This is a genomic window from Bradyrhizobium sp. LeoB3 (assembly GCF_055456055.1).
This window is the reverse complement of sequence record NZ_JBVBEF010000080.1, coordinates 1-19,765: the sequence shown is the minus strand read 5'-3', so window position 1 is coordinate 19,765 and position 19,765 is coordinate 1. Positions and strand designations below refer to the sequence as shown.

Annotated in this window: 21 protein-coding genes, 1 tRNA gene and 2 pseudogenes; 8 read left to right on the top strand and 16 right to left on the bottom strand. The window is 61.9% G+C overall.

The window, feature by feature from the left end; all coding sequences use genetic code 11:
* Positions 1-68 precede the first annotated feature (68 nt).
* From ACZXDY_RS34365 to ACZXDY_RS34340, 6 genes are all read right to left on the bottom strand, one after another.
* Complete coding sequence (locus ACZXDY_RS34365) at positions 69-3,218, bottom strand: multidrug efflux RND transporter permease subunit (RefSeq protein WP_464348583.1); 3,150 nt, start codon at positions 3,216-3,218, stop codon at positions 69-71.
* A gap of 4 nt (positions 3,219-3,222) precedes the next feature.
* Positions 3,223-4,419 carry an efflux RND transporter periplasmic adaptor subunit gene (locus tag ACZXDY_RS34360; RefSeq protein ID WP_464348582.1) on the bottom strand — a complete coding sequence of 399 codons (1,197 nt, stop codon included), beginning with the start codon at positions 4,417-4,419 and terminating at the stop codon, positions 3,223-3,225.
* A 39-nt stretch (positions 4,420-4,458) separates the two neighbouring features.
* Positions 4,459-5,016, bottom strand: coding sequence for a TetR/AcrR family transcriptional regulator (locus tag ACZXDY_RS34355; RefSeq protein WP_464348581.1), 558 nt, complete (start codon positions 5,014-5,016; stop codon positions 4,459-4,461).
* A gap of 252 nt (positions 5,017-5,268) precedes the next feature.
* Positions 5,269-5,529 (bottom strand): hypothetical protein, encoded by a 261-nt coding sequence (locus ACZXDY_RS34350; protein ID WP_080663670.1) that lies wholly within the window; start codon positions 5,527-5,529, stop codon positions 5,269-5,271.
* A 51-nt stretch (positions 5,530-5,580) separates the two neighbouring features.
* Complete coding sequence (locus ACZXDY_RS34345) at positions 5,581-5,808, bottom strand: hypothetical protein (RefSeq protein ID WP_455996989.1); 228 nt, start codon at positions 5,806-5,808, stop codon at positions 5,581-5,583.
* 151 nt (positions 5,809-5,959) lie between these two features.
* Positions 5,960-6,916, bottom strand: a complete 957-nt coding sequence (locus ACZXDY_RS34340) for a helix-turn-helix transcriptional regulator (RefSeq protein ID WP_464348580.1) — start codon at positions 6,914-6,916, stop codon at positions 5,960-5,962.
* A gap of 307 nt (positions 6,917-7,223) precedes the next feature.
* Here ACZXDY_RS34340 and ACZXDY_RS34335 point away from each other — a divergent pair, with 307 nt between their 5' ends.
* Together ACZXDY_RS34335 and ACZXDY_RS34330 are read left to right on the top strand one after the other, a co-directional pair.
* Positions 7,224-8,918 carry a tetratricopeptide repeat protein gene (locus tag ACZXDY_RS34335; RefSeq protein ID WP_464348579.1) on the top strand — a complete coding sequence of 565 codons (1,695 nt, stop codon included), beginning with the start codon at positions 7,224-7,226 and terminating at the stop codon, positions 8,916-8,918.
* 353 nt (positions 8,919-9,271) lie between these two features.
* Positions 9,272-9,345 (top strand) — tRNA-Gly (locus ACZXDY_RS34330).
* 57 nt (positions 9,346-9,402) lie between these two features.
* Here ACZXDY_RS34330 and ACZXDY_RS34325 read toward each other — a convergent pair.
* Together ACZXDY_RS34325 and ACZXDY_RS34320 are read right to left on the bottom strand one after the other, a co-directional pair.
* On the bottom strand, positions 9,403-10,644 hold the full coding sequence (locus ACZXDY_RS34325) for a hypothetical protein (RefSeq protein ID WP_456644933.1): 1,242 nt from the start codon (positions 10,642-10,644) through the stop codon (positions 9,403-9,405).
* Between the two features lie 20 nt (positions 10,645-10,664).
* Positions 10,665-10,829 (bottom strand): hypothetical protein, encoded by a 165-nt coding sequence (locus ACZXDY_RS34320; protein ID WP_456671224.1) that lies wholly within the window; start codon positions 10,827-10,829, stop codon positions 10,665-10,667.
* A gap of 107 nt (positions 10,830-10,936) precedes the next feature.
* On the opposite strand from ACZXDY_RS34320, the gene ACZXDY_RS34315 reads away from it, so the two are divergent.
* Positions 10,937-11,398: an Arc family DNA-binding protein gene (locus tag ACZXDY_RS34315; protein WP_456644931.1), complete on the top strand. Its 462-nt coding sequence runs from the start codon at positions 10,937-10,939 to the stop codon at positions 11,396-11,398.
* 335 nt (positions 11,399-11,733) lie between these two features.
* On the opposite strand, the gene ACZXDY_RS34310 is transcribed toward ACZXDY_RS34315, so the two are convergent.
* From ACZXDY_RS34310 to ACZXDY_RS34295, 4 genes and pseudogenes are all read right to left on the bottom strand, one after another.
* Positions 11,734-11,967 (bottom strand): hypothetical protein, encoded by a 234-nt coding sequence (locus ACZXDY_RS34310; RefSeq protein ID WP_130231616.1) that lies wholly within the window; start codon positions 11,965-11,967, stop codon positions 11,734-11,736.
* Between the two features lie 83 nt (positions 11,968-12,050).
* Positions 12,051-12,661: pseudogene (locus ACZXDY_RS34305) on the bottom strand (cell envelope biogenesis protein TolA).
* Between the two features lie 25 nt (positions 12,662-12,686).
* A complete protein-coding gene (locus ACZXDY_RS34300) occupies positions 12,687-12,908 on the bottom strand; it encodes a hypothetical protein (protein ID WP_464348578.1) in 222 nt (73 codons plus the stop codon).
* Positions 12,909-12,928: 20 nt separating this feature from the next.
* Positions 12,929-13,216 (bottom strand): annotated as a pseudogene (locus ACZXDY_RS34295) (non-homologous end joining protein Ku); the annotation flags it as partial.
* A gap of 556 nt (positions 13,217-13,772) precedes the next feature.
* Here ACZXDY_RS34295 and ACZXDY_RS34290 point away from each other — a divergent pair.
* Complete coding sequence (locus ACZXDY_RS34290; RefSeq protein WP_464348577.1) at positions 13,773-14,186, top strand: hypothetical protein; 414 nt, start codon at positions 13,773-13,775, stop codon at positions 14,184-14,186.
* Positions 14,187-14,603: 417 nt separating this feature from the next.
* Positions 14,604-14,885, top strand: a complete 282-nt coding sequence (locus tag ACZXDY_RS34285; RefSeq protein WP_456647138.1) for a hypothetical protein — start codon at positions 14,604-14,606, stop codon at positions 14,883-14,885.
* Between the two features lie 535 nt (positions 14,886-15,420).
* On the opposite strand, the gene ACZXDY_RS34280 is transcribed toward ACZXDY_RS34285, so the two are convergent.
* Positions 15,421-15,666 (bottom strand): hypothetical protein, encoded by a 246-nt coding sequence (locus ACZXDY_RS34280; RefSeq protein WP_456647137.1) that lies wholly within the window; start codon positions 15,664-15,666, stop codon positions 15,421-15,423.
* A gap of 215 nt (positions 15,667-15,881) precedes the next feature.
* On the opposite strand from ACZXDY_RS34280, the gene ACZXDY_RS34275 reads away from it, so the two are divergent.
* Positions 15,882-16,163, top strand: a complete 282-nt coding sequence (locus tag ACZXDY_RS34275; RefSeq protein WP_456647136.1) for a hypothetical protein — start codon at positions 15,882-15,884, stop codon at positions 16,161-16,163.
* Positions 16,164-17,245: 1,082 nt separating this feature from the next.
* Here the strand turns inward: ACZXDY_RS34275 and ACZXDY_RS34270 are convergent.
* From ACZXDY_RS34270 to ACZXDY_RS34260, 3 genes are read right to left on the bottom strand one after another with little or no spacing between them, the layout of a single operon-like run.
* Positions 17,246-17,530, bottom strand: coding sequence for a DUF1488 family protein (locus ACZXDY_RS34270; protein ID WP_456647139.1), 285 nt, complete (start codon positions 17,528-17,530; stop codon positions 17,246-17,248).
* Between the two features lie 51 nt (positions 17,531-17,581).
* Entirely contained in the window at positions 17,582-17,872 is a 291-nt protein-coding gene (locus ACZXDY_RS34265) for a hypothetical protein (protein ID WP_456647135.1), read from the bottom strand.
* On the bottom strand, positions 17,865-18,134 hold the full coding sequence (locus ACZXDY_RS34260) for a hypothetical protein (RefSeq protein ID WP_456647134.1): 270 nt from the start codon (positions 18,132-18,134) through the stop codon (positions 17,865-17,867). Before ACZXDY_RS34260 ends, ACZXDY_RS34265 begins: the two co-directional genes overlap by 8 nt.
* On the opposite strand from ACZXDY_RS34260, the gene ACZXDY_RS34255 reads away from it, so the two are divergent.
* On the top strand, positions 18,133-18,270 hold the full coding sequence (locus tag ACZXDY_RS34255) for a hypothetical protein (RefSeq protein ID WP_456647133.1): 138 nt from the start codon (positions 18,133-18,135) through the stop codon (positions 18,268-18,270). The genes ACZXDY_RS34260 and ACZXDY_RS34255 overlap by 2 nt on opposite strands.
* A gap of 376 nt (positions 18,271-18,646) precedes the next feature.
* Positions 18,647-18,778, top strand: a complete 132-nt coding sequence (locus tag ACZXDY_RS34250; RefSeq protein WP_456647132.1) for a hypothetical protein — start codon at positions 18,647-18,649, stop codon at positions 18,776-18,778.
* The last annotated feature ends 987 nt before the right edge of the window (positions 18,779-19,765 follow it).

Genomic DNA, 19,765 nt, shown 5'->3' with positions numbered 1-19,765 from the left:
CGCTACGCTTCGGCTTCGAACGGCGACCGAATGGTTACGGCTGAAATGAAGTTGCACCGTGCTGACCGCTACGCTTCGGAAGGCTTCGCAAGCGGAGCTTCGGCTGCCGCTTCATCGTTCGCGGCCGGTCTTCTGGTCCGCAGCAGCCGCAGAACGAACACGAAGAAGGCGGGGACGAAGAAGATCGCGAGAATCGTCGCGGAGATCATGCCGCCGAGAACGCCGGTGCCGATGGCGTTCTGGCTGGCCGCGCTGGCGCCTGATGCGATGGCGAGCGGCACGACGCCGAGCGTGAAGGCGAGCGACGTCATGATGATCGGCCGGAAGCGGACGCGAGCGGCGTCGACCGCGGCATCAGCCAGCGATCTGCCTTCCGCGTAGTAGTCCTTGGCGAACTCCACGATCAGGATGGCGTTCTTTGCCGACAGGCCGATGATCGCGATCAGTCCGACCTTGAAGTAGAGGTCGTTTGGCATTCCCCGGAGCATCACGGCCAGCACGCAGCCGATCACGCCGAGCGGCACGACGAGCATGACCGAGAGCGGGATCGACCAACTTTCATAGAGGCCGGCGAGCAGCAGGAAGACGAAGAGGATGCTGAGGCCGAACAGGATCGGCGCCTGCGATCCCGATTTGATCTCTTCCAGCGACTGACCGGTCCATTCGGAGCCGATGCCGTTCGGCAGCTCCGAAGCGAGGCGCTCCATCTCGGCGATCGCCGCGCCCGACGAATTGCCTGGAGCCGGCTCGCCCGCGATGCGCACCGTGGGGTAGCCGTTGTAGCCAACGATCTGCGGCGATCCCTTCTGCCACTGGGCCATGGCAAACGAGGACAAAGGCACCATGCCGCCGCCCGCATTGCGGACGTTGAGCTTCAAGAGATCCTCCACCCGTAGGCGGCCGTGATCCCGCGCCTGGATGATGACCCGCTGCATACGGCCGGCGTTCGGAAAGTCGTTGATGTAGGATGATCCGAGGTTGGCCGTGATCGTGTTGTTGATGTCGGCGAAGGTCACGCCGAAGGTGTTGGCCTTCTCGCGATCAATAACAAGAAGAACCTGCGCCGCGTCCGACAACCCCTCGATGCGAAGGCCCGCGAGCACCGGGCTCTTGCCGGCCTTCTCCATCAGCTCGGCCGCCGCGTCCGTGAGCGCCGCCTGACCGAGGCCATTGCGATCCTGAAGACGGAAGGCGAAGCCGCCTGTCGTGCCGAAGCCGTCGATCGGCGGCGGCGAAAGCGCGAAGCTGGTGGCGTCCTTCAGCGCAAACAATTGCCCGTTGGCGCGATCGGCGATCGCCTGGGCGGATTGGCCCGCGCCGCGCTCGCTCCAGTCCTTGAGGGTGACGAACATCAAGGCGGCATTGGCGCCGTTGCCCGAGAAGCTGAAGCCCTGAATGGCCACGATATCGCGCACGGCAGGCTCCGTCTTGAAAATCTCCTCGATCTGCTTGATCGACGCCAGTGTCCGGTTGGCGCTGGCTTCGGGCGGGCCCTGGATATCAACGACCAGAAAGCCCTGATCCTCGTTCGGGAGGAAGGCGGTGGGCAGGCTGACGAAGAAGTAACCGAGGCCAATGACCAAAGCGAGATAGATCACCATCATGCGCCCGGCGCGCCGCACGATGCCGCCGGCAGCATCGGTGTAGCGATCGGTCAATGCTTCGAATTTGCGATTGAACCAGCCACCAATCCCCTTCTTCTCATGATGATCATGCTTGATCGGTTTGAGGAAGGTCGCGCAAAGCGCCGGAGTCAACGACAGCGCCAGAAATGCCGAGAACAGGATCGAAACCACCATGGTCAGGCTGAACTGGCGATAGATGATGCCTGTCGAACCAGGGAAGAACGCCATCGGGATGAAGACGGAAGACAGAACGAGCGTGATCCCGAGGATGGCGCCCGTGATCTGTTTCATGGCCTTCCTGGTGGCGTCCTTCGGTGAAAGTCCCTCCTCCGCCATGATGCGCTCGACGTTCTCGACGACGACGATGGCGTCATCGACGAGGATGCCGATCGCCAGCACCATCGCGAACATGGTCAGGACGTTGATCGAAAAGCCCGCCGCCAGCATGACCGCGCCGGTGCCGAGCAATGCGATCGGCACCACCAGCGTCGGGATCAGCGTGTAGCGGAAGTTCTGCAGGAAGACGAACATCACCACGAAGACGAGCACGACCGCCTCGAGCAGCGTCTCCAGGACCTTCTTGATCGAGGCAGACACGAAGGGACTGGTGTCGTACGGCACCGAATATTTCACGCCCTGCGGGAAGAACCGCGACAATTCCTCCATCTTCGCCTGGACCGCACGCGACGTCGCGACTGCGTTGCCGGTTGCGGAAAGCTGGATGCCCACGGCGGCGCTCGGCTGACCGTTCAGGCGGCTGGAGAAGTTGTAGTTCTCCGCGCCGAGCTCGAGGCGGGCAACATCCTTGAGCCGAACCGTGCTGCCATCAGGGTTTGCCCGCAGCACGATGTTGCCGAATTCTTTGGTGTTGGCCAGCTGTCCCTTGACGAGAACGGTCGCCGTCAGGTCGGTGGTGACCGGATTGGGCGATGCGCCGATCTGCCCGGCCGCGACCTGCGCGTTCTGCGCCATGATTGCGCCGTTGACGTCGGCGGCGGTCAGCCCGAGGCCGACCATCTTGTCCGGATCGATCCAGACGCGCATCGCGCGCTGAGCGGCAAACAACTGCGCGCGCCCTACTCCGCCAAGGCGGCGCAGTTCGCCAAGCACGTTGCGACTGAAGTAGTCGCCGAGCGCGACTTCATCGAGCTTGCCATCGGTGGACGTGAGCGACACGATCATGAGGAAGCCAGCCGAAGCCTCTTCCACGGTCACGCCCTGCGCGGCCACCGCCGCCGGCAGTCGCGATTGAATTCGCCGCAGCCTGTTCTGCACGTCGACCGACGCCTGCTCGATGCTGGTGCCGGCCTCGAAAGATACGTTGATGCTGATCGAGCCAGACGTGTCCGACGTCGATTCGAAATACATCAATCTGGCGGCGCCATTCAGTTCCTCCTCGATCAGGCGCGTGACGCCCTGATAGATTTCCTGCGGCGAGGCCCCTGGATACGACGTCGAAATCGTCAGTTGCGGCGGCGCGACCTTGGGGTACTGCGCGACCGGCAGCAGCGGAATCGCGATGACACCGGCAATGCAGATGAACAGGGCGAAGACCCAGGCAAGGACCGGCCGCCTGATGAAAAACTGAGCCATCGGATCACCTCGCCCGGCTGGTCGGCTGGTCGGCGGAGATTTCTGCTTCCCGATCGGCAGGCTTCCATGGCTCCGGGACAACCTTGCCGCCCACCCGCACCTTCTGCACGCCATCGACGACGACGCGCTCGCCTTCCTTCAGGCCGGACTCGACGATCCATTCCGAACCGAGTGCCTGTCCAAGTTCGACGTCACGCGTCTCCGCAATCCCGCCTTCCGATACGAGGTAGACCTGCGCCTTGCCGTCGCGCGCCCGGGTCACGGCACGCTGAGGAATGGTGATGGCGCCCTCGCGAACGGCCTGCGCAATGCGCACGCGAACATACATGCCCGGTAACAGGTCATGTTTCGGGTTCGGGAATTCGGCGCGCAGAGTGACCTGCCCGGTGGTGGAATCGACGCTGGCGCTGGCGAACAGCAATCGCCCTGCTTCCGAATAGAGGCCGCCGTCGTCGAAAACGAGTTCGACCCGAGCCTCTCCCGGCGCCGGGCTCGCGAGCTTGCCTTCCTCAACGGCGCGCTTGAGCGTGAGCAGGTCCTGCGCCGACTGCGTGAAGTCGACATAGACGGAATCCACCTGCTGGATCAGTGCCAGATTCTGCGTTCCATCGGCGGTGACGAGCGCGCCCTCGGTGACCAGGGCGCCGCCGATGATGCCGCTGATGGGAGCGCGAACCTCGGTGTAATCGAGATTGATCTTCGCCTCGGCGAGCGCGGCTTCGGCCAATGCGACGTCGGCATCGGCCTGGGCAAGGGTCGCAGTTGCCGCATCCAGGTTCACGCCGCTGGTGGCGTCGCGGTCGTGAAGGGTCTTCTGGCGCTCGAACTGCTGTTTCGCATTTTGCTGAACGGCCTTGGCACGCCGCAGCGAGGCTTCGGCGCTCGCCACGCGCACCTGAAAGAGCTTCGGATCGATGCGGTACAGGACGTCGCCTTCCTTGACCGGAGTGCCCTGCGTGAACACGCGCGCCTGAAGGATGCCGGAGACACGCGCGCGAACCTCGGAGATGCGCGTCGCAGCGATGCGGCCCGGAAGCTCGTTCACGACCGGAACAGGATGCGCCTTGAGTTCGATCACGCTGACCGCAGGCGGCGGCAGTTCCGCGCCTTGCTGCGCGGCAACGCCACCGATCGTTAGCGCAAGGAATGCCGCCGCTACCAGATGCGTCCTCACGCGCGGCAGGGGTCTGCTGCTGTACATGTCTTGATTACCTTGAGTGTCAGCCAATTGTGGGCGGCATCAGCTTTCGTCGGGATAGGACGTGTAGATCGTCCTGATGCCCGCCAGGATTTCGGATCGCTCGGCTGCGTCCCACTGGTGGAAGCCGAGGAGTTCGGTGACGTAGAAGCCGGTCAGCGCCAGATAGGCCATCAGCGCCGCTTTGGGCCGCGCGCCCGCAGCCATCGCGCGCAGGTCCTTCATCGTCCAGTCGCGCATCTGCTGCTGGATCTTCTCTTCGCTCGACATCGAGGCGCTGATCGCGACCGCGATCGCCTTGTCCCGATCGTCGGGAATCCGCTCGGCGTCCGCGATCCGGCCGAACAGTTCGGGATGCGGCGTACCGGCGTTCTCCGCCACGGCCTGTTCGATGCGCTCAAGCTCCGCCTTGACGCGGCGGTCGATCAACGCCTCCAGCAGCGCGCTCTTGGACCTATGGTCGTAGACGACCCGCGACTTGCTGACGCCAGCCTCCTGGGCCACCGCATCGATCGAAAGCCCCGCGGCCCCGAGACGGACAACCACCCGCTCCGCGGCATCGAGGATATCGTCGGTCGTGATTTTGCGTGTCCTGGACAATTGGCGCTCCGTAACCGTTCGAGTACGAACGTTCGTGTTTTAATTCAAGTAAAGATTTGCTGATATCAGACGATATTGGCAGGTATCGGTTGTCGTGCCGGCCTCAAAGACGGCCAACTCGCGCACAACCGATTGAAATGTTTGTGTATTCCATCGATCGCCTGGCGTTCTCGCGGGCACCATCTACTCGATCGGACGCCGCGATGGGCTGCGCGGGCGGGCGCGCTCGCGACGCTGTGCCACGAGCCGAAGTCAGTTCTTTTTCTTTTTGACCGGCTTTGCCGGCGGCATTTCTTTCGCGGCCTTCATCGATCGCGCATAACTGTCAGCCGCATTCTCCGCCGTGATCTGCAGCCGCCTCGCCGCCGCCGCCGCGGAGGCGAGCGTGTTCTTGGCAAGGTGCTTATGGCGGTCCCTGGTCTCCTTGTCCTTGGCCTTGGCGGCCATTCCCATGAGACGGCCATGCTGTTTCTTGGCGGCATCGGTTAGGGCCTTGACCTGCTTCTTGGCCATCGACCGAATCAGAACGTCCAAATCCCCTGCCGCCATTTCTCTTCCCTGCGCTCAGATCTCGCGCAGCTTGATACACTGGCCTTCCTTTTCGATCAATTTACGCCGCACAGCAGCGCACAACGGATTGCGAGGCGGCCGGATCGCGCGAATTCGCGAAGCGGCATCGATCGCCATTGAAAGATCTCCGATGTCCGCCGCAGGCAATAGATTTAAAAATATTTTGGTGATGAAAACCTTGATGGTCGGCAAGCAGTAAGAGCCGCTGAGCGGCTCGGCCAATTCCTCTCCGGGGAATGATCCGAAAATCCAAATGCCTGCGGGCGTTTACAGAAACGGTGGCGGGCTGTCTTCTCAATGCGCGCACGCGCTCGATTTGATGCGCAACCGCCACCGTAACTCCGCGCGGTTGCAGCGAAATCGCCACAGCCGCTCACTCGCAGTTCGCACGAACGCGCATGTCGCGCGGCGTCATGCCGTAGGAATTTCGGAAGGCGCGATAAAATGTTGCAAGGCTATCGAAGCCACAGGCATAGGCGACATCCGCGACGGGCCGTGACGGCGCCATTGCCAGCAGTTCGCCCGCTTTGCGCACCCGCAGGGCCGTCAGCGTGCGCGAGAATGAGAGCCCCGTCGGCTCGAACAACACATGAACCTGCCGCAGCGATATTCCGAGCTCTTGCGCGACGGCCGCGGGCGACAAGCCCGGCTGGTGCAGATCGCGGACGAGAATGTCGCGCGCGGCATAGTAGAAGCCCGAGCGCAGCGCCGCGCGACACTCGGGCATGCCAGGCAAAAGACGGCCCCGCGCCAGCATGGCCAATCTTGCGACATGCGTGATCTCTGCCGACGGATCGGCGACATCAGGCGGCTCCTGCGTCAACGCATGAAACAGCGCCGAGAGTGCCCTGAAGAACGGGCTCTTCTGCAACAGCGTCGCCGCGAAAAGATCATGGGCCGGCGCGCCCAGCAGAACGTCGCCCCCCAGGGGGATCTTCAGCATCAGGAAGTCGAACCCGTCGGAACGCTCCGGCGTCCCCTCGAACGGAGTGTCGGAATGGTTGATGACGATGTCGCCGTCGGCCACACGATGCCCCCGCCCCCGGCCGACATCCATCCAGCCGGCCCCGCGCATCTGCCACGCAATGCACAGGCTGTCGGCCGGCATCCGCGCGATATCGCCCTCGGTTCGGCTGACCCGATAGGACGAGGCATGCATCCGCGAGACGACCGCTCCTCCGATATCGATCGCGGAAAACCGCCCATGAAAATCGTTGCGGCGCTCGGCCGGCAGCTCGATCGTGACACCGAACAGGCTTTTCCCGCGCACCTCGCGCCAGTGATCGAAGCGATGCTCGGGGTCGATGTCGTCGGTCGTAAAGCTGAGCACAGGGGTCTCATCGAAAAGGAATGAAAAACGCCGTTGTCTCAAAACGGGGCGAGATCGGTGTGCCGGTACCCGGGGGGCCCCGAACCGATCCCATACTTTTCCGGAACACCGTCTCGCCCCGTCCGCCCGCCGGCGCGCAGCCCCACGGCAACCGAAAAGGCGGGGCGCATTGGTCCCATGATGGCGGCCAGGCGTCCTGATGCGGCGCCCGTGGCATCCTGAAGTTTTTCTGATATTTTCTGAATGAGCCGCCAAAGGAGCCGATTTTCCGACATTTCTGGCGGCTTGGGACAATTTTGGGGGCTGGGTGTTTCGTTTTGCCGGATTTGAGCTCGATCGGGAGCGCGCCGAACTGCGCGGTCCGGATGACGAGGTGGTCAAGCTCAGGCCGAAACCGCTTGAGATGCTGCAGCTGTTCGCCGCCAATCCGGGCCGGGTCCTCAGCAAGGAAGAGCTGATGGAGGCGGTCTGGCCGAACGTCCATGTCGGCGAAGACAGCCTGTTCCAATGCATCCGCGAGATTCGCACCGCGCTGGGCGATGACCGGCGCCAGACGATCAAGCTCGTGTCCGGCCGCGGCTACCTGTTCGCCGCCGAGGTGTCGGTTAAACCGCCAGCACCTGGCGTTCCCGTGCAGGCAAGCGCCGAGCCAATCGCAGGCGCGGAACCCACGAGCGAGATTGCAACACCGCGGCGACTATTCGGCCTGCGCCGGCCGGTGGCTGCGGCCGCCGCAGCGGCCCTCTGCGTGATTGTCGGGTTTGCGGTGGCCGCTCCGACCTTCCGTCCCGATCTCATGTTCAAGCGGCCGCCTCCGACCATTGCGCTAACGCCGATCGTCGATGCGAGCAACGACCCCCGAGGGGCCGGCATGGCGGCGGCTGTAACCGACCGCCTGACCGATGGCTTGGCCAGGGTCGACAATATCCGCGTGGTCGCCCCTGGGGCCGTCGCAGTGGCAGCGGCGCCCACGTCCACGTCCTCGGCACAGTCGGACTTCGTACTGAATGGTGAACTGGAGAGAGGCCCGCAATCGTGGATCTTGCGGGCACGCATGATCCAGACCACCACCGGCGAGGTCCAGGCGGTCGCTACGGCTTCGGTCGACGCCACCGAATTGGACATGCAGTTGCAGCAATCGCGGCTCGCCGCGGGAGCAGGTCATGCGCTGGCACGGCGCCTTAACGCACTTCTGGAATCCGGCGCCCATCCAGCCGCGACCGGCGACGCCAAAGTTGCGATCGAGCAAGCCACAGCCTCGATCAACCGAACGACACGCGAACGTTTTGCCGCCGCGCAGACGATGCTGGAAAAAGCGCTCGCCGCCGAGCCCGACAATACCGAGCTGCAGATCGCGCTGGCCGCGCTTCAGTTGCGCGGGATTCAGATGACGTGGTACGCGCCGGCCGAACGTGCGGCGGCGGAGCGCAACGCCGGATCGCTGCTGGAGCGCGCGCGGCAGACGACGCCACGTTACATTCCGGTGCTGGAAGCCTATTGCCGCTTCCTGACTGCGACCAACGAGTTCGTTGAAAGTCTGGTGGCTTGCGCGAAAGCATTGAGTTTTGATCCGTGGAACGGGCTCGTTCTCTACCACATCGGCCTGGCGCAGCTTCAATTGGGGCGCTTCGAGGACGCACTGGCAACATTCAAGCAGGCCGACCGCTTCGACACGCCGGAAGTTTCGCGCTGGACCTGGATGCTCGGGGCGGGATGGACCGCCCTGCTCATGGGCCGCAACGAGGAAGCGGTATCCTGGCTGCAACGGTCGATCGCCATCACGCCGGCGTCGGGACGCCCCTATATGCTGCTGGCCGTAGCCTATCAGCGCCTGGGCCAGCCGGACGAGGCAAGGACGGCGATGGCAAAGGCCATGGCGTTGAGGCCCGATTCGACGGCGCTCAACATCTCGCTGCCAACTCGGAATGCCAGCCCGGCTTTTCTCGCGATGGGCGAGCAAACCATGCAGACGCTGCTCGAGCTCGGATTGCCGGAACGCTGACGAGAGCGCAAAGCGTTGTCGTCGGTGTCTTTCCGTGGTCTGGCGCGACAATCCAGCAATAATAAAGGCGCGGCGGAATCGCTCCCGCCGCGCCCGATTCTCGTGCTCGCTGGTCCAGGGCTGAGAGCGCCCCGATGCCAAGCTTTGGACTGCTTAGCGGGCGATCCCAGCGAGGTGACAGCGCTTGAGATAAGACACTGGATCACCTCCTTTCATTGTTGATGGGACACGCAATATAGGGAGCCGATCCGCGCCTGTTAAGGCCGCAAGGCGGATCGGCCGGAACCCGGCTGTTCGTAACGCCTCACGGTGGTTGAGGCAGCCCTTCCGGCGTGATAGTGGATCGTTCACATGCGGGTGTAGCTCAATGGTAGAGCAGCAGCCTTCCAAGCTGAATACGAGGGTTCGATTCCCTTCACCCGCTCCAATGTTTTCAATCACTTACGACGCTCCCAATATTTCATTCGGACAAGCTGGCTGATGCTCATTCGGACAAATGTCCGGCTTTCGTTCGCACGGCGCGTCGCTTCTTGGTGCCGGTGGCAATCTGGTTCGTGGTGCGCTTGACGTACTTCGGCAACACCTTGACCGTGGTATGCCTGCTCTGCGCCAAGATCTCGCGATCGGTCAGTTCGGCGTCGCCGGTCTCGGTTAGGCCACCGTGCCTGAACGAGGCGAATGAAAGCTCGTCGCGCAGGTTGGCGGCCCGGATGACCTCTTTCACCTTTCGGCTCATGTGCGTGAAGTCTGGCATGTCAGGCTTTGGCCATGTCGGCCACGGGCCGCGTTCACCCCAGTCCCGCCGCAGCATGAGGCCGCCGATGCGCTGGCGCTTGATAGCGTCGAGTTCGTCCATCAACTCCGGATAGAGAGCGACACCAGCATCATCGAGCAAAGGAACCCAGCTTTCGGCGCGCGTCTTTTCATCGATCACGCGCACCATGTTGGGGTGCTCTTTCGGTCGATAGTGCGAGACGTCGAACGTAGCGAAGATGTCGGTCTCTCGCTGCAGCCATTCCCATGCGATCAGGGCAGCAGTCGCCAGCGATGACAGGCCAAGCTCCACCGCCTTGGCACGAAACGTGAGCAGTTCCTTATAGGTCGCGGTCGGTGTCTCGCGCGTCGAGCCCTGCAAGCCCATCTTGGCAAACGGATTGACCTGCGGCACCTTTCCGGGATTGCGTCGCGCGCAGACGTTCCAGGCACGACGGCAGCTCTTCATCGCATGGTTGACGGTCGTGCGGCGCTCGCGCTCGACCACCACGCCATCTTTGCTGGCGACCTTGACGACCAGCAACTTGTCGTAGAGATCGTCAGCGAGGGCCGTGTCGATCGTGGTCAGGCGTTTCTCGCCAAGGCGCTTGCCATCCTTCAGGATGTAGCCGCCGACCAGCTTGAATCCGGTTTCGTGATTGCGCTGAGTCTTTGGGTCGAGCTTGGTGTAGCGACGGTCGGAACGGTATTCCGCAAATACCCAATCGAGTGTTTGCGGTGCAGCCGCGGCTTGCGACGCTGTAGGAGCGATGCTCGCCCCGCCGGTGCGCCATTCATCGAAGGCGGGCAGTAGGATGGTCTCACATCGCGAGACCGCCGCAGCATAGTCTGCACCAAGCCGTTCGTTCTGCATCGTGCAGCCCGCCTTCTTGGCCCATGATGGCACGTGAAAGAAATAACCCCACCCGCCGCTCTTAAGCGGCTTGCGCTCCACATACCTGGGCAGTGGCAAGGCGGATCGGGGCGGCTTTGTCACAACAGCTTCCGAATGTCTTCAGATGTCTCAGCCTCAGATGTCTCGGTCTGCTTGGCGGGGGCATCAAACACTGCAGCCCCGTTCGGCTGAAGCGTGAGGCGAAACGGCACCTTCTCGCGCTGGCATGCGCGGATGATCCGCTGCACGTCGGCTTGATTCACGTTGGCTGGACGGCGGGGCATGTCTAATTCTTTCTAGATATGTTCCTTAGACTGGTATATACCCCAGTGCCATATCCGACGCAAGTAAAATATGGCACTGGGGAAACATGGCAGCGAGAGTAAAAAAGCGGACCGATACTTCTACCAATAGAGATTCGGACAAGATCATTGTTCGGCTTCCGGATGGAATGCGAAAGCGCCTTGGCCGTATGGCCGAGCTTCACGGCAAGTCGACGAACGCCGAGGTCGTCACCGCGCTGGAAATCCACATCGCGCGCGGCGGTGAGCCTGATGAGACCACAATCAAAAACGAGCTTAGTAAGCTCAACGACGCAATCATGCTCAGCGAGGAAGGCCTAATCCAAATGTCGAAGCGATTCGAGGCTGCCGCGCTCGCGCTGGATAGCATCTTGTTCGACATCCGAGATGTTGATCTCGATGGCTTCATATCCGATCAGCGCGACCAAGGGTTCAGCCTGACGCGAACGGAGGCCATCCGCAAGATCCTGCGCGCCTACCTTGATGAGCACGGATATGGTTCTGAAAGCAAAAAAAATCCGTCGGCGTGAACCGACACCACAGGACGGCAAAGGAAACTCCATCTTGCTACGCCTCACGACGCGCGAAATAGAGGCACTATTGGCAGCGGCCGGGAATGTCGACCCATGCATGTTCACCGACGCTCCAAAGCCGCGCGTGATCACCGCCGTCACAATCGGACGAAAATGAAACAGCAGGCCCGCTCTGCGCGGGTTATCGGCACCTCCGCCGGGCGTCTCGGCGCAAGCTGCGGCTGTCGCCATCGCGGAAGTGCTCGATTCCATCGGCAACACCTGCCCGGAGTGCCCGCCCGAGGCCTGATGCCCTCCGGCGAAACCTTAGCGCTTCGCCATCGTCGCGGTTCTCACCTTTGCCCCGAAGGCGCCTGCTGCTGAGCGTTCGCGTTGTTCGGGTTTTTCTTGTTCGCCTCGTGATGGCCGACGACACACCCGGCCGCGGCGCCCAGCTTGCCGTGTCCCACCATATGGCCGGCGACGCCGCCGACGATGGCACCCTTGATGCAGCCCTTCGCGTCCGCCGCGGGCGCGAAAGCAAGCGAAATCGCGGCCACGCAAGCTGCCGCCGAAATCCATCTCATGTGCGTTCCTCCGGTCATGAAGATCGAGCAGTCAACGCGATCCGGCCGAACTCCGTTCCGGAGACGCGAATGGCTCTTGCCGGCTAGTCCTCCGCGCGCCGCAGGGCGGCTTGCAGCCGTTCTCTTTCCTTTTCCCACCGGTCGTCCTCGGCCCGCGCTCGCTTCTCGATAGCCTCGACCTCAGCCTGAATATCCGCGGCCTTCTTCGCATGCTCGCGCTCGGCCTTGTCCAGCACCGCCTCCGCCTTCGCCATCGCCTTTTCGCGCCGTTTGCGATTCCTCTGCCTGGCGGCCTCTTCGCGCCGGCGCTCGGCGTCGCGGCGCTTCTGCTCCTTCTCGAATTCGGCGGCGGCCTTTCGCGCGTCGCCTTCGCTGATCTTGGGAGAGGTTCGCTTCGCCCGCGTCGGCCGACGCCTTTCCCGGCGAGCTCCGTTCTCGCCAGATCCCAATCCGAAGGGAGATCGGAGTGCTCGGCGAAGCGCCCGTTAGATCCAGCGGGGCGCTTGAGCACCACGCCCGGCTTGGACATCGTCGCGGCGATGACGTCCGGATCGTGCGTCTCCTTGGCGATGCCCTGGTGGAAAAGATTGCTGCCGGCTTCTCAGGCCTCGAGCGCCGCCTTCATCGAAGGCGCCGCGATCGCGAGATCGAAGAAGCCGAGCGACGTCTGAAATGTCTTGAGCTTCCTGACCATGAGGCGTGCAGGCTCGCGGAGTCTCCTACCGCCGGCGAGCGACCCAGACCCCAAGCAGGAAGGCAGCGAAGAGCGACTGCAACGGAGCGTTCATGGTGATCTCGCGCAGCCGATCGGCCCAGCGCGTCGCGGCATCCTGTGAAGGCGACTGAGGCGGTCGCCGCCGCACTTCCGCAGTCTGCTCTACGCCGTCCTCGTTGATCAGTCCGGAAGCTTCCGTCATTGCCGAGGCTTCTTTCATGTCCATGCGGCTCTCCTACTCTGGCGTCAGGCCGACTTTCGCTGCTGCCTGCTCGTCGGCTTCTTCGCGGCCGTCTCCTTCGCCGGTTTCTTGCCTTGGATTGGCATCAGCATTTCCTTCTGGCCAGCCGTCGCCTTTCGCGGCTTCTTGGCCGGTTTGGCAGCCTTCGCCGGCTCCGCTTCTTTGCCGACGCTGCGCCGCAGCGCCTCCATCAGGTCGACGACGTTCTCGCCGCGTGGCCGCTCCTTGGGCGTGATCGGCTTGCCGGCGCGCTTCTGGTTAATGAGGTCGATCAAGGCCGCCTCGTACCGGTCTCGCTGCGCATCTCGCCGGCAGGCCTGTTGTTCTTGTGGGGTGCCCATGTGGCCCTATGCAAAAGATAGTGCAGTCTCGGCCAGCAAAATGGCCAGAACCAGGACAGCCGAACGCATAACGTTCTCCCTATGTTGATGGGGACGAAACGTAGCTCGGCGTCCGCGGTTCCTGGACGGACATGCCGATACTCAGCGCAATCTGCCGAGAGGCTGACGCCCGACGAGGCGATGAGGCAGAGGATCAGCACCTGTCCGGGAAGAACCCTGGGAAGTTTAGGCTCGGCCGGGCCTTGAAGCGCTTGCACTCCACCTCATTGCGGGGCGCTCATTGCCCGCTCTAGCGCCAAATCCGTCGCGGCTAGAGTCTCCTTGTTAAACTCCTCGCTGATCATCGCTTCTTCCCAAATCGACGCTAGCGCCAAACCTAGTAGCGACTTGTCGTCGCGATCTGCTGGTACAATCACACATGTTAAGGGTGCCAAGCTTTGTTGCGTCACTTGTCAATCCACAGGCCCTAGCGGCTTGCTCTGGCGCCGCGCGGGCGCAATGCTGAGGCATGGGTACGAAGTCCCGAGAGAGCATCTACGGCGCCTCTGTACGCGCCTCAGCGGAGCGCGCGGTAGAAGCCCGCACACAGGCCGACAAGCTGGCCTGTGAGGCCTGGAATAAGCGCATGCTCGCCTTCCAGGGCCCTGCCCAGCCCTCCCCCACGCTCGGGGACGCGATCAATGCCGGCTACCTGTACCTCGAGGTCAAATGCCTGGGCTGCAACACGCACCAGACGGTGGCGCTGGATATCGTCCGGCGGCCGAAGACGACGCCGGTCCACGAGCTCGAGCGCTACATGCGCTGCAAGCTGTGCTCGGAGGAGCGCGGCTATCCCTACAAGCGCAGTCACCTGGTCGCGATCCGGGCGACGAAGATCTCCGCCCAGGATCCGCCGTCGATCTGGTGGCCGGGCGAACGCTAAGGATCGCTGATGTGCACTTATTCGAGCACGACCAACCGAGAGGCGATCCGCGCACTGTTCCGGGTCGTCAATCGTTATCTCGGCGACCTGCCGCCGCTGCCGGGGTCTTTCCGGATTATCTGGCGCCCGTTGGTGCGCAACGCCGCCAAGGGTCGCGGAATGTCCAGATGCGGCCGGGGCAGAGCGCCGCCGCGAGCCGACGGGGCCCCCAGGTGCAGCAGGACGAAGCGACAGCGCGTTTAAAGGCGCCGAAAGAGAGCACGAGACGCGCGGATCGCGAATGCGCGACGACGTGTCCGCCATGGGGTGCCCGAACAGTGTGCTGCCGCTGCGAACGCGCCCGAATCGGTTCCAAATTGAGTCGCTAGACTCCAAGAGGGGGAGCTGAAACCATTCCCCAAACCTGAGGGTAGAACGATGCCCACTTACAAAGTCGCCTACTTGCATGAGCAGGGGCAGGACTTGATTATTTTCCCAGTGGAAAGCTCGTTTGGTGGCCAGCCGCAATCTGTTCAATCGCAAGAGTTGATCGCGATGGAGCGGCGGGCGCATGCAGCGGGGCTGCAGGGTTTTGCCGTCGTCGTTTGGGATGCTGGCGGACGGATGGGCTTTATGGGACCGCCGCCATTGCACGACTTTCTTAGCTCGATCGATCTTCAGTTGGTGATGTCGAATTTGAACCGAGAGGTTTCCTGGTAGCCATTATCTTTCGGCCAGGGCGCGCAAGTTAACTTCCATCACAGCCGCATTCGTTGTTGATCTGCCGGCGCGCGCCGCCTGGCATCGGGCGGTTTACGACGTCTCACTAGATAGGAACCAAATCGGTCCGTGATCGTCGAGTCTCGGCTTTCGGCCACAGCCCCCTTAGCCCCCGCCGGAAGAAAACCTGTCACCACCAAGTTGACGGCTCAGCTGCAACGCTGGGCCGTTTTTCTCAGGGATTGCAACACCCTCGCCCGCTCCGTTGGATGCGACCGGGGGGGCGTCCTTTAACCCCCGGCGCCTAAAGACGGAACTCGCGATGAAAAACACGCTGCGCAGGCGGCGCTTCCAGACGGGACCGAAGGTCTTCCGTATAAGATGTTCGAATACGAATTGCTCACGAAACGGGATTGGGCGCTGATCGCGGCGGTCACTACGCTTCTCGCGCTCATTTTGGCCGCGGGGGTCTATTGGCTCGTTACTTAGCAAGGAACGCGGGCTCGGCGGCCGAATGTGCCGACTGAGGCGGCCCTTACATCCACAGCTTGTGCACTTCGCCAGGCGTGAGGTGTAGGTTTTGGAGCTCTTTCAACTGCTGGCGGGTCAGGTGTCGAGTCGCAAGCTCCGCTGTCCAGCCTTCTGGAACCGCTGTCAGAACCAGGGTAAGCGCTTGGCTCGGTTTAGCTGCAGCGACCCAAAGTTGCTTGGTCGGGCGGGTCACCGCATCATCGGCCGTTACTTCAACAATTGTAAATTCGGTGCCGAATGACTCAGCCATGAACGTCCTAATGCCATGGCGGTTGCTTGGTTCAAAAGCGAAATTAGGATGCTGAAAAAATCAACTTAAGGATGGAGCCAGCCAAATCTAGCGCGACTCCCACACTTCGTGGTCCTCTACGACGGTTGGAGTCCACCTCACTATCCATCGGTCAATACCCATTTCGCGGTTGTGTGCCAAAATGGTATTCAGCGGCCTTCCAGGGAGGTGACGCGATGGACAAGTTCAAGATCAAGATCGCGCGCATCGAGATGGTTTCGCCCAACGAACGAGGTGAGGACGTTCGCTTGGCGTTTCAGTTCGAGAGCGGTCAGATCCGTTTTTCATTGCCAGTCTTTGTGAACTCCCGCGAATTTGACGACACCGAGGTCGTCGAAGTTGCGCGAAGCAAACTGTATGACATCTTTAGGCAGCTCTGCGGGCAGTGCAAGCGTTGGCGGTTATCGGATGACGAGCGTCGAGAGCTCGCAAGGATCAACGCGCGGCCAGCCTCGTAGGCTCGGGGGTCGAAATGCCCGAAGGCTGCTATAGACCACTGGAATGTTGACGGTCAGGAGCGCATAGAGGCTGTATGGCCAAATTTCCCTCAATGCGGCGTATGCTTGACGTGAGGATGATCGCTCTTCTCCCGCAGAAGTGGGAGTGGCAGGTCTGGGACGACGACATGCTTCTGATGAGCGGCCAGGAGACTTCGCGGGAGACGGCTCAGATCGAAGGGAATAGCGCCCTGCTTTACTTGCTTCGATGTCCGATGTGACCATTCGAAGCGCCTGATGCGAATTATGTCGACTCCCCGATGAAAAAGGTGTCCAATCACTCGCATCACCGCGCGGCTCATGGCTTCTATCGGTGACGAGACCGCCAATTGCGCTCCCGCCCAATCGAACAGGGAGCACCGCCATGCTAAATCGGCGACGTTTCAAGTCCTCCTCATCAACCTTCGAATTTCGCTTAGCGCAAGAGGCAATCAACTTGCGTAAACAGGCTGACGGCATGCCGCCCAGCATCCGTCGTGACGAGCTTTTGCGAAAGGCAGTCCAGATAGATGCGGCCACCGAAGTCAATAAGTGGCTGACGTCGCCAGGAATGCGTGCCCCGACATAAATTCCCAGTGCTCAAGCCCCGGAGAGAAGCCGCAGGATCAGCCCCATGCCGATAGGTGGCAGCCAGCGCAGTAGACCTTCTAACGGGTCATCCCGGCCCAGCGCTTCGTGTACGCGCTGCCGGAAATTCAGCCAAGGGGAATTGACATGATATCGAACAGGAGATCTCTCAGTTCCTACAACCACAAACTCGAATACGCTTTGCTTGTTGTGGTGCTGGTTGCGATGGCTCTATGGCTCGCCGTCTGATCCAATGCCGATGCAGCGCGGCCACCCGTGAAATTTCCCGGCCGTCGGAGCGCCGGCGCGGACAATGTGCGACAGCCGCCCGCCGGAAGGCGCATTCGGCTGATGGATAATGAACGCATTTCCACCTGTCGGCTCGCGCCCGAGGAACCACGCGTCTCCGTTCGGACTGCGATATAGTTCCCCTCTTTTGGGGCCCCACTCTGAGCGCTTGTCTCCCGGGAAAGCTGCTATCGCTCTTTCCGGAAATCGATGCTGCGCAGGATGATCCCGGGCGGCGTACCCTCGAACTCGGTCGCCTGATATTTGCCGGCGGCGCAGGTTTCGATGCGCTCCCGCAACCGCATGAATTGCGCCTCGCGCTGGCCCGCACTCGCGCGCACTAAACCCTCCAACTCATCCATCGCTGAAGTTGAAATCGCGCAGGGGACCTCCCTTTGGCCGTCGAGCATCGAGAACAGGACGACCATCCTGTCGTATTCGTAAGCGATGAAGCGACCGTACGTGAGCGTCATGTCAGCCACTCCTTCATAAGTCCCGGCCGTGCCGCGGTACCCGACTCAGCGCTACTCGGTGAGCCGCGCAAAATCCTCAAGCACGGCTGCGACGAGATCGCGATGCCTTGTGTCTTCCGGCGGCAGGCCCGCGGCGTACAGCTTGAGCACATAGCGCGCCTTGGCGGCTGCCTCCGGCCATGACGCGGCGGGAGCCGACAACAGGTGGTCTTCCACCGCGGCTCGGTGCTCGCGCAGCTCCTGCGCATGGGTCTCGACCTCCGCCAGCGCACGACGAATGTCGGTTGCCTTCTGCGCCGCCATGCCGCGGTGGCTGTCGAGATCAAACGGCTCGTCAGCCATCGGAAGCACTCGCGTCCACGCGTTGCGCGTCGGCGAGATCGACAGAGCCGATCGAGACCACCTCCATCGCCAAGCCGCGCGAGCCCTCCACCGGCAACTTGATCATAGTAGCGACGCGGCGGAACGCCTCGAACGATAACCCTTCGATCGTCTCCTCGTCGGTGACGACTTCATAGGTGCCGGCGGGCAACAGGCGATCAATCCCCCTTATCCGGAACGGTTGCTTAAAGGTGACGACTTCGCGTCGGGAACGGATGGTCATGCGCGCCTACCTTTCGCAATACTTTGGCGCCGGCCTCAAAAGCAGCATGCGCCCTTCAAACCGCAATAGCCATCGCTTTGTTGCCGCACGCGACGAGAAGGCACTACGCCCGTTCCTGCGCGTTCTTGCCACCTGAAGGGAAGTGATTTGGCACTGGCTAATTCCAGAACATGGGCGTAGCGTGCGCCATCACCGCATTTTCACGGCATCCACCGGTGACTGAGGGCCGCGTGCTCCCGTCGCAACGAGCAGGAGCATTCTCTCGCGGCAATTTCGGCTGGCCGAGTGGCTCGTGCCCCTAGCGTTGTCCCGCTTTTGCCTGTGATCCTGGTGGTCGCGGCGGCTGTCTTACATGCCCGGGCGGACGCAACTGAAATATCTGGTTAGCGGCAATCACGAAGGCATCCGCGCGCGTATCGGTGCAAGAAGGCTACATCGGCGTAAGAATCTGCACGTCTCGTGGGCAGGTCCTCTCGTCAGACGATCATCTCGAAAACCAGGAGGGTGCCGACATGGCCAAAGGCCAGCAACGAAGCAACCGCGAAGCCAAGAAGCCTAAGAAAGAAAAGATCAAGGTCATCGCCGCCGCACCGAGCCAGAAAGCGACCTCGCGCCCGACCCTATCGCAGAGCAAGAAGAAATAGTGACAATCTCGAAAGCAGACAATTGACGCGAAAGGAAGCGGACGTGGACACCGCCGTGACCCATTTAATCTCTGTCATGCTAATCGTTTTTGGCGGCTGGGTAATTGCCGTTTCACAGGTTCAGTCCGACATGTTCCCAATTTGGTTCGCTCTCGGTGGTTTAACTATCGCGATCGGGCTAATCAGCGCGCTCGGTGAGCGGCACTCCCGGTCCCGACCCTTGCGCTGAGGAAATCGCGCACGAGGGCGTCTGGGTTGAGCCGAAGCTCCTCGCCGAGACCGGGGGCAAAATCGGCGTAGGGCACGGTGCGGCATCCATTCTTCAAGGGCTTGATAAGCCGTGGCTGGGTCACAACGCCTGCGGTTGCGGGGGGAGCCGGCGCGCCTTGCCCGGTGTGCAACCACTCTGACGAGAGCACGCCGCCGGAGCTGCCGGAGGGCTTTAAGGCGATTAGGATACAGGATGACGAGCAAGATTGACGAAGGCGGCCACAGCTCTGGATACCTGGCCCCCGGTGGGGCGCTCTTATGCGAACTTCTCGAGTAGCGCTAAGAGCCCCAAACAGAGAACGAACAGCCATACTGCCGTCGCACTACGTGCCACATCGCTGTACGGCTTGTCCTCCCCTCGCCTGGCGCATCTTGGGCTCGCTAAAGATCGAAGAAAGCACACGCCACGAATCGTTCCTAACTAAGCGGGTGGAGGTGTCGTCAGCCGCACGGATGACTGGTGTGAGGCATTCGCGGCGTTCTAATCGCGCGGCGGTCCCCTTCCGGTCTTCCCCGATAAGCGGACGTCCTCAAGCTACCACGACATGTCTCAAAAGGGTCATGTGGCGAAATTCTCGGGACGGGCACAAAGCGTCCGCTTTACCCCCGGAAGCGGACGTCGCATTTTGTGAGTATCCGTCCTAGCACTACTTTGGCAGATTGTTGATTTTGCCGCGTTTTATAGGATTCCCGAATCAATTTTTCAATGATTCATGG